The organism is Myxacorys sp., assembly GCF_059501405.1.
The window spans coordinates 83,627-92,429 of the sequence record NZ_JCACCM010000187.1 but is presented as its reverse complement, the minus strand read 5'-3'; the positions used below and the strand labels follow the sequence as shown (position 1 = coordinate 92,429).

Here is an 8,803-nt window from a genome sequence, read left to right as displayed (position 1 = left end):
GTGCTTCCTATCCTACTTTCTCTACTCTCACAATGAATTAACCCTGGGGGCAACCCTTCTTCCCGTGGGGAAAGGAGCCAAACTCTTGTTTCCTCTCCTGCGGGAGAGGGCTAGGGTGAGGGCGATTCGGATGGCAAATTAAATATTGTCAGGGTAATAATTGCAATCACCTAATTTTCGCGTAATTTCTATCCCTCACCTTTGTTCATTGTTAGCGTTACATCGCAATTGAGTCCTGCCTGTTGCTGCTCTGCGGTTTTCCGTTCTCATCATTGGGTTTCATATCTTTAACTTTGGGCGTTGAATAGCTAAACTCGCCGCTATCCTTAGGCGTTTGGTAGAGCCGTTTCCAAGGAGGTGCACCCTACGCTAATCGCAGGCAACATCTTGTTCAACTTGATGCCGAAATCAGTAGAATCCTCTGTAGTAGTCGGAGAAGGAGGGAGCATTGCCACTATGAAGAGTATTCCTGAAAGACGTTATGATCTCGATTGGCTCAGAGTGCTAGCGGTGCTGCTCCTGATTTATTTCCACACCGCCGCCATTTTTTATCGGGGCAACTTGGGAGAGTTTTATGTGACGAATGCTGTGCCAAGTCCAGCGTTGGGAGTCTTTATCTCGTTTGTGCATCAGTGGCACATGCCGATGTTCTTCTTTCTATCAGGAGCCGCCGCTTGGTTTTCTCTAGAAACTCGTACAGCGGGCCAGTATGCAAAGGAGCGATTCCAGCGATTGTTTATTCCTTTTGTATTTGGCACGCTGGTTTTAGTTCCTCCCCAAGTTTACTACCGATTGTTAAATACACGTGAATATAAGGCTTCTTATCTCCAGTTTTATCCGCAGTTCTTTAATGGCATTCGCCCAACTGGAAACTTTGAATGGGCGCATCTGTGGTTTATCGTTTATCTTTTTGTGTTTTCGCTCATTGCCCTACCCATTTTTATTTATTTAAAGCAGCAATCTGCACAGCGTTGGTATACCTCGATTGCAACCAGGTTAGAACGATCAGGGGTGATCGCTTATCCTGCGTTGCCTCTAGCGCTGATTGAAGGACTGCTTCGCCCTAGATGGATTGGCTTTCAGAATCTCTACGATGATTGGGCAAATGTCTTGCTCTATCTTTCTTACTTTGGGTATGGCTACATTTTTTGCAGCGATCGCCGATTTGGGCAAATCGTTGATCGACAGCGAGCGTGGATCATGGGGATTGCGATCGCTAGCATGTCAATTTTGGTTGGATTGTGGATCACCGACACGGTTCCAGACCGAAGCTATTCCCCTGCTTATATGAGCTACCAAGCGTTTCGGGGCTTTACTTCCTGGTGCTGGGTGCTGCTGCTGCTGAGTCTAGCGCGATCGCACCTAAACGTTAAGACTCGGCTGCTGCAATACGCGAACGAAGCATCCTACCCGTTCTACATCCTTCATCAAACGGTGGTTGTGATGATTGGATTTCATGTTGTGCAGTGGAATACAGGAATCTTGGAGAAGTTTATCGTCATCAGTACAGGTTCACTTATAGGAACGCTCGGCTTGTATGAGGGGTTGGTTAGGCGCATCAATTTCACAAGATTTTGTCTTGGACTGAAGCCTATTCAGCCGCAGAAAACAACTGATCAATCTATTCAAAAGTAAACAGGTCTAGAATACTTTAGACTGATTGCACGACGCCCGTTCATTTTAAGCTATCTAAAGAATGAGTTTGATTAGCGCCTCATTTTGCCAGAACCTCTGCCTAAGGGGCGATTTGGCTGATGAACCAGATGCAGTAGAACGTTAGAGTATAAATCTTATGGAGATTGTATTCTATGAAACTGAACTATTTAACGAAAACGCTTTCGATGATGGGACGCTGGATCGTTACAACCTTGTTCTGTGTATCCGCGATCGCGTTTGTTTGGCAGGGTGCATTCTTCTCAAACACCTCAGCCCTCGCTAGTCCTGCTGCAACATTGATTGCGGATGCAGGCAGTAAGGCTGAAGGGAAAGTAAATGAATTTGCTGGAGACAACAAGAGTTTTGTCCGAGATGTGAAAGACAAAGTTCAGGACGCTGCTAAGAGCAATGCCGCTAAAGTTGATCAAGCAACTGATGATGATAACCCTATTGCAGGTAAAGCCAAGCGAGATGCGGCTCGAATTCAGAAGAGAGCAGAAGAAGATGCAACTCGGACTCAGGAAGCGATCGACAACAACAAGAACGTTGTTGAGCGAGCTGTAGAAGGTATCAAGGATGCTTTCGGTAACTAGAGAACCGCTACTAGTTTGAACAATCAATGGACGTTGTTTATCACTGCATCTACTCAGATCTGAAGAAAGGATGCACATTGATTGACTATGATTCTATTTCCATAGACAGAAGATAGAATGTGAAGATAAAGCTTAGCGCGATTGTGTTTAGACCAGCGATCGCGCTGAGCTTTTGAATATATAGGTTGTGATAATAAATTCAATACGCAAATTGCACTATCTCCGCTGCTAACTCAATCACGAAACTTAGATGAGGGTTGAAGCATGTTTGTAAGACGTTAAGCTATTGCCCGAAACAACAGCCTTAGTTCAGCAGCTTAGATAGATTAGAGGTTTCTGAGCCTGTAACAACCCTACTAACAGTTAAAAGGGGTAGTGTTCTAGAATTGACCTCAACAAAGGCATATTCGACTGGCGTACGTCAGTTAAGGCGTGAGATAGTGACTACCGAAAGACCAATGGGGGTCAATGAAGAGACGATTGCCAGATTCAACTACTTCCTCGAGTCTTTGCGGTAAACCTTGCTGTTGTCTTGTATCTCTAATGAACAAGCATCAGATATCAAGACGATGAACCGCTTTTTTACTCTGGTTTTGACCACGATTCTTTGGATTGCCGCCTGCTCAGGTGTTGCACAATCTGCTTCTCGGTCTGATGCGATGGCACAACTGCCACGCCCTTTGCAAGCCTGTCGTTCAAATGCTCCAGTATTGTCAGTTGCACCCTTCCCAACGTTGCACCCCGATGCTTTAAACGCGAGAGTGCCAGTCATGATGTATCACGACATTCTACCTGCAAAGAAAGTCGCTTATGACTTGACGCCTCAAGAATTAAGACAGCACTTTGAGCGAATAAGGTCGAGTCAGCTCACGCCAATAAGCCTCGATCGCTTGATTGCTCATCTGCGCACAGGCAGCCAGTTACCTGAAAAACCAATCTTACTGACGTTCGATGATGGCTACGGAGGGCACTATCAATACGCCTATCCGCTCTTGAAAGAATATGGATACCCGGCTGTGTTCTCGATTCACACCAGTTCAGTTGGTGTGAATGTCGGACGAACGCATGTGAGTTGGCAAGACCTGAAAACGATGGCAAATGATCCCCTCGTGACCATTGCCTCTCATAGCAAAACTCATCCTGCGCTAACCAGACTCTCGGATCAAAAGCTGACCCAAGAAGTTGTGGACTCGAAGAAAATTCTTGAATCAAAGCTCGCTCGCCCGGTGCAGTACTTTACTTATCCGTATGGCAATTACGATGCTAGAGTCAAGCGAGTTGTGGCAAATGCTGGCTATCTTGCCGCGATCGCGTTTGCCATGCCGACGGAGCGCTTTGCGAATCAGTCAACAGATTTGTTGAGTCTGGCTCGATTTGAAAAATCTCAGCTCGAAAAAGTGATTCCTCGAGCTTGGGGTGGTTCTTCAAAGTTGTGCCAGTGAACTGCAAACGACTGGTGCGATTTCACTGGGATCAAGCGATCAACAATGCCATGACTAATCCTGTCCGGTATCGTCAACTTAACGCAATCTAGCCCTACTGATTGAGAATAAGTACATTTACCCCGAAGCATCAGCATTCTGGTCTCCGTAAATTAACTATATGTCTCAACCAGAAAACTCTTGAACTGTTAAGTTGACAATCCCAATTGATGTCAAGCCCTCAAAACTGCGAACTCTCTGCGCTGCGAGGACAAGATTCTGCTATTTGATTGACAACGCTACCTGAAGGGCTTGATCTAGAACTTTAGTGGCTTTTGTTCGATTTGCAACTCGGTCTTTAGCATTGTATTGAGCAGCGATCGCGATCAGTGCTCGGCTCTTATACTCTTTTGCTCGTGTCGCTTGGGCAACTCGTAAGGCTTGCTCAAATTGTCCATTTCGAGCGAATGATTGGGCTAAAGCAGGCATCAACCAATCTAAATGAGCAGAATCGTTAGAAGGCGGTTGAATCGACTGCACGATTTGCTTTGCCCGCTCTGGTTTGCCTGCCTCAGCATAAGCCAGCGCGACTTCAGGTAGGATGCCTCTAACCCGCTCCCGTTGAGCAATTTGCAAGGCCTGGTCATACTGCTGGTTCGCCAGATAATATCTGACAATTTCAGAGAGGGTCAAGTCTTTTGCCGTTACGAGCGATCGCGCCAACTTCACCGCTTGAGCGACTTCTCCAGCTTTGGCATACTGCATCGCGATCGCTTGAAATACTCGCTCCCGGTCCATCCGCGTCCCAATTCGACCTGCCAGCTGCCGCGCCGTCTGCAACTGTCCGATTTCAGCATACCCCCTTGCGACTTGTGCCAAGGCAGAATTGCGAAGAGATGGTTTTAATGCCTGTGCTCTGGATTGAGCCATCGCTAAAACCGTCTTGGCTTGGCTCAATTGCCCTACAGCGGCGTACTGAGTCGCCACATTGGTTAGAGAATAGACTTTGTTTGATGGAAACTGAGTCAATCGCAGTGCCTCAATTTCCGGTAGGACTTGATCGAGCAGTGCGATCGCTTGCGGTTTCTGTCCACTCCCAATTAGCATCTCGGAGATTTGCAGTTTTTGAGTGATGTCCCAAGACTTATCCTCTTGCGATTGCGACTGAGGATGAGCGCGGATACTCTCGAGAGCTTGCTGAAGTGTTGGTAGTAGGAATTTTGATTGTCCGATGCGCTTGAGTTCAAAGACCATTCCCAGGAGGATTTGCCGTCCAGTTTGACGATCCGGATTGCGTTGAGCAATGGTGATCGCTTCGTCTAAAATTTGCCTCGCTTGATCGGGCTTTTGGTCTTCTTGATAAGCTGCAGCAATTCTTACCATTGCGATCGGGCGAAACCAATTATCAACTCCTCGGATAATTGCTAGCGCAAAATCGTAATAATCCGCTTTTGCGTATTCACCCGCTCTGTTGAGCAACGATTCTTCCGGTGAGGTCGCGCTGAGGGTACAGTTTGCGATCGTCTGAGCGTGGCCAACTTGAAATGCTTTCGTGAGCAATTGTTGGCCTTTACTTGTTTGCCCCACTAGCGTGTACCCGTTTGCAACTCGCATTAGAGGCACCGCTTTATAACAATCACTCGGCATTGTCTCTGCCATGGATAGCGCTTGGTCCAAAATTTTCACAGCCGCTTGCGGTTCAGTCACTGCATATTGAAACGCAATCTCAGCCACTAAAGGAGCTTTAAACGCGCTTCTTTCCTTATATTGAGAGGCAGTCCCAGCTAAAGGAGCTTTAGACGCGCTTCTCTCCTTCCCAAATCCCGACTGAATCGGCAATAGCACCGTAAGCAGAGCAGCAACTGTTAACACTGTGCCTCGTTTGATCCCTAGCGCCATGTCTCCGTCCTCAATTTTGGAAATGTGGTCATGATTTTGGTGACGCGAAATCAAACAGTAAGTCCGACTTTGTTATCCCAATTTCACTTAAGCTTCATCAATACCTTCAACTAAGCTTCATCAATGCCTTCAACTGGTATCGTCTGGTTCAGCATATTTGTGAATGTTATGTCGTAAGTTCTTAAAATTCTTACAGGAAGTAAGTTGCGTAACTTTTGCACTCTAGACTGAGTCAGCAAGTTAGGTTGGAATTGAGTGATAGTGATGTTGAGGTTCTGTTTGAGACCAATTTCTGCTGCAAGTTTAGTGATTGAATAGAACCAATCAGCTTGTTGCATATTCAATTAAATGTTCATTCACCTCACTGGAATGATGTCAAGCAAGAACCTATGGCATTAGTACATACAATTTTGGCGGTCTTAGTCGAGCAGCCCTGTAGTGGGTATGACTTGAGAAAGCGGTTTGAAGGCTCGGTTGGCTTCTTCTGGAAAACTAGCTTTCAACAGATCTATCGAGAGTTGACCAAATTAGAAGAACAGGGACTATTGCAGTCTCAAGTTGTCCAACAGGAGAATCGCCCCGATAAGAAGATTTATTCGGTCACTGAAACGGGAAAACAGTATTTAAGGGATTGGATCGCTCACCCATCTGAAGTCAGTTCCTTAAAAGATGATCTACTGGTAAAGCTGTTTGCTGGATATTTAGTGCCTACGCAGGCGATCGTAGCGGAGCTCGAGCAACATCGACAGCAACACTTGCAACAGTTATCGACCTATCAAGGAATCGAGCAACGCTATTTTGAGAACCCAGATGCCCTTTCTACACAGAGCAAGTTTCAATACATGACCTTGCGCTATGGCATTCGGCAGGAGATGGAATGGTTGAACTGGTGCGATGAGGCAATTCAGTTTTTGAGCATAGACTCGCACGAATGCTGCTAATGCCGCTTACGACTATTCAACCATATTGCTCCAGTAGAGTGATTAAAGTCGAAATTTTGCACCCCGATTCATTACATCTCTTCCAACTCCATCCCTTTAGTTTCCTTGATGAAAAAGGCCACGAAAAAGATTGAGATTGCGGCAGCTATTGTGTAAAGACCGTAAGCAGTACCCAAGCCAAAATATTGTAATAGCGGAGGAAAAGTTGTAGAGACAATAAAGTTCGCTATCCACTGAGCCGCTGCCGCGATCGACAACGCAGCCGCGCGAATCTTGTTATTAAACATTTCTCCCAGTAGCACCCAGACTACAGGCCCCCAGGAGAACCCGAAGCAGAACACGTAGAGGTTGGCGGCGAGAAGAGCGATGATGCCTGACGACCCAGCTAACGTAGGATTGCCTGCCGCATCTACCTGAGCCTGCCCAAAAATAACGGTCAGTATCCCTAAGGTAATGGTCATGCCAACCGAGCCCAGCAGGAGCAGGGGTTTGCGACCAAATTTGTCTACAGAAGAAATCGCAATCAGGGTTGTAATAATGTTGACGGCTCCGGTCAGCACGGTGAGCTTGAGGGAGTCTTGTTCAGAGAAACCCACAGCTCTCCACAACACGCTGCTGTAGTAGAAGATCACATTAATGCCAACGAACTGCTGCAATACCGATAAGCCGATGCCTACCCAAACGATCGGTAACAGTCTGTTGTTTCTGCCTAACAAGTCAGAAAAGTTGGGCTTGCGCTCTCGTAGGACTGTTTCCCGAATTTCCTCAATCTTTGACTGGACGTTGCCTCCCAAAATCTTGCCAAGAACGAAAGACGCTTCCTGTTCCCGCCCTTGGGCAACCAAGTAGCGGGGAGATTCTGGAATCGATAGGGCTGCCACCCCATAAAGTACGGCTGGAAAGGCTTCCGTCCAAAACATCCAGCGCCAAGCTGCAATTCCGAACAAGAACGGCAACTCTGCTGAACCGGCTGATATAGCAATAAAGTAGTCGGTCAGTAAGGCAATGAAAATCCCAACGACGATCGCGAGTTGCTGAAGAGACCCGAGCCGTCCTCTCAAGTTGGAGGGAGAACACTCGGCAATGTAGGCAGGCGCGATCACGCTGGCCGCACCGACGGCCAGCCCACCTAATGCCCGCCAAAAGATAAAATCCCAAATGGTGAAGGCTATTCCAGAACCAATGGCACTAATGGTAAACAGCACAGATGCGATGACCATTGCCTTGACTCGACCATAGCGGTCTGCAATTTGTCCGGCACAGAAGGCTCCGATCGCAGATGCTAACAGCGCTAAAGATACTGCAAGACCTGTCATCCAACTGGTGGCATTGTAGGCTTTTGTCAAAGCAGCGACCGCACCGTTGATCACAGCAGTGTCAAACCCGAACAAAAAACCGCCGAGAGCAGCAGCCCCAGCGATCAAAATGACATAATATGTGCCAGCTTTACGAGTTGTAGAGGACATGGATATTCCCTTTAGAATCTAGAAGTGTTACGAGCCGCGATGAAGTGCTACGCAGTGGCTGAAAGCTTTCTAGTAAGGCTATTGAGCTTTTCTGCTTCTCAGTCTGTCTAGGAGTTTTGGCATCCTTTAGAAGTTACTCCATGTAGCGTGGATGCCCTTGTACTCAAGATTAGGTTTAGCTGACTGAGATATCCTACCCTCTAGGGTAGGGTTCTAGGGGTTGTTAGGAGTTTTGGAGATGTTCATACCGATCTGCGATCGCAAGTTTATAGCTTGAGTGATCAAATGACGCGATCGACAAAACTCCGTACCCATTTTTAATTGACCGAAACATGATCCTCAGTGAACTCTGGTGGCATACATAAAAAAGCGTCTGATATAAAATATCAGACGCTTTTCATTAAAGACTATAACTAATGGCGAGCTTACTTAGTCTGCTTGTGCAGCGTTGTCCTTCAACGCATCAACGCTCCGCTTAGCCGTATCGGAATACATCTGTCCAAAATCTTTGACAGCTTCTACAGATTCTTTGCCAATTCGTCCCGCCCGTCCGTCAGAATCACCTTTCGTCTCGCGAGCTTCTTTGTTCCATTCTCCGGTCGTTTTGGGTCGATCAGAATCATTTTGGTGAGCTATCTTGTCTATCTCTTTGGTTGCAGCCTGGGCACCGCCCTCTAGATTAGGATTTGTCGTCAGCAATAGAAAACCAACGAGAGCAACGGCCAAGAGGCTTTTAACTTGAAGGGTTTGAAGTAAAGAACCAACGTAAGCAACTGCCTTAGAAATCAAATCTTTCATAATACATTCCATCCATTTTTCAAATGTAG

8 protein-coding genes are annotated in these 8,803 nt (G+C 46.7%); 4 read left to right on the top strand and 4 right to left on the bottom strand.

The window, feature by feature from the left end; genetic code table 11:
- Window positions 1-456 precede the first annotated feature (456 nt).
- The 3 genes from AC5I6P_RS26415 (at window position 457) to AC5I6P_RS26405 (ending at window position 3,691) form a co-directional block, all read left to right on the top strand.
- Window positions 457-1,635: an acyltransferase family protein gene (locus tag AC5I6P_RS26415; protein WP_495696757.1), complete on the top strand. Its 1,179-nt coding sequence runs from the start codon at window positions 457-459 to the stop codon at window positions 1,633-1,635.
- A gap of 173 nt (window positions 1,636-1,808) precedes the next feature.
- Window positions 1,809-2,249 (top strand): hypothetical protein, encoded by a 441-nt coding sequence (locus AC5I6P_RS26410; protein WP_495696756.1) that lies wholly within the window; start codon window positions 1,809-1,811, stop codon window positions 2,247-2,249.
- A gap of 569 nt (window positions 2,250-2,818) precedes the next feature.
- Window positions 2,819-3,691 carry a polysaccharide deacetylase family protein gene (locus AC5I6P_RS26405; protein WP_495696755.1) on the top strand — a complete coding sequence of 291 codons (873 nt, stop codon included), beginning with the start codon at window positions 2,819-2,821 and terminating at the stop codon, window positions 3,689-3,691.
- Between the two features lie 261 nt (window positions 3,692-3,952).
- On the opposite strand, the gene AC5I6P_RS26400 is transcribed toward AC5I6P_RS26405, so the two are convergent.
- Together AC5I6P_RS26400 and AC5I6P_RS26395 are read right to left on the bottom strand one after the other, a co-directional pair.
- The gene (locus AC5I6P_RS26400) at window positions 3,953-5,569 is read right to left on the bottom strand and encodes a tetratricopeptide repeat protein (protein WP_495696754.1); all 1,617 of its coding nucleotides are present in this window, start codon (window positions 5,567-5,569) and stop codon (window positions 3,953-3,955) included.
- Window positions 5,570-5,679: 110 nt separating this feature from the next.
- Complete coding sequence (locus AC5I6P_RS26395) at window positions 5,680-5,907, bottom strand: hypothetical protein (protein ID WP_495696753.1); 228 nt, start codon at window positions 5,905-5,907, stop codon at window positions 5,680-5,682.
- 51 nt (window positions 5,908-5,958) lie between these two features.
- Between AC5I6P_RS26395 and AC5I6P_RS26390 the strand changes: the two genes are divergently transcribed.
- Window positions 5,959-6,510, top strand: a complete 552-nt coding sequence (locus AC5I6P_RS26390) for a PadR family transcriptional regulator (RefSeq protein ID WP_495696752.1) — start codon at window positions 5,959-5,961, stop codon at window positions 6,508-6,510.
- A 71-nt stretch (window positions 6,511-6,581) separates the two neighbouring features.
- Here AC5I6P_RS26390 and AC5I6P_RS26385 read toward each other — a convergent pair whose 3' ends face one another.
- Window positions 6,582-7,976, bottom strand: a complete 1,395-nt coding sequence (locus AC5I6P_RS26385) for a sugar porter family MFS transporter (RefSeq protein WP_495696751.1) — start codon at window positions 7,974-7,976, stop codon at window positions 6,582-6,584.
- A gap of 429 nt (window positions 7,977-8,405) precedes the next feature.
- Window positions 8,406-8,774 carry a hypothetical protein gene (locus AC5I6P_RS26380; protein WP_495696750.1) on the bottom strand — a complete coding sequence of 123 codons (369 nt, stop codon included), beginning with the start codon at window positions 8,772-8,774 and terminating at the stop codon, window positions 8,406-8,408.
- Window positions 8,775-8,803 lie beyond the last annotated feature (29 nt).

What these genes read in the sequence shown, in the direction of transcription:
- AC5I6P_RS26405 (WP_495696755.1), top strand. Translation starts at nt 2,819, where the DNA reads ATGAACCGCTTTTTTACTCTGGTTTTGACCACGATTCTTTGGATTGCC.
- AC5I6P_RS26400 (WP_495696754.1), bottom strand. Translation starts at nt 5,569, where the DNA reads ATGGCGCTAGGGATCAAACGAGGCACAGTGTTAACAGTTGCTGCTCTG.
- AC5I6P_RS26385 (WP_495696751.1), bottom strand. Translation starts at nt 7,976, where the DNA reads ATGTCCTCTACAACTCGTAAAGCTGGCACATATTATGTCATTTTGATC.
- AC5I6P_RS26380 (WP_495696750.1), bottom strand. Translation starts at nt 8,774, where the DNA reads ATGAAAGATTTGATTTCTAAGGCAGTTGCTTACGTTGGTTCTTTACTT.
- AC5I6P_RS26410 (WP_495696756.1), top strand. Translation starts at nt 1,809, where the DNA reads ATGAAACTGAACTATTTAACGAAAACGCTTTCGATGATGGGACGCTGG.
- AC5I6P_RS26415 (WP_495696757.1), top strand. Translation starts at nt 457, where the DNA reads ATGAAGAGTATTCCTGAAAGACGTTATGATCTCGATTGGCTCAGAGTG.
- AC5I6P_RS26390 (WP_495696752.1), top strand. Translation starts at nt 5,959, where the DNA reads ATGGCATTAGTACATACAATTTTGGCGGTCTTAGTCGAGCAGCCCTGT.
- AC5I6P_RS26395 (WP_495696753.1), bottom strand. Translation starts at nt 5,907, where the DNA reads ATGCAACAAGCTGATTGGTTCTATTCAATCACTAAACTTGCAGCAGAA.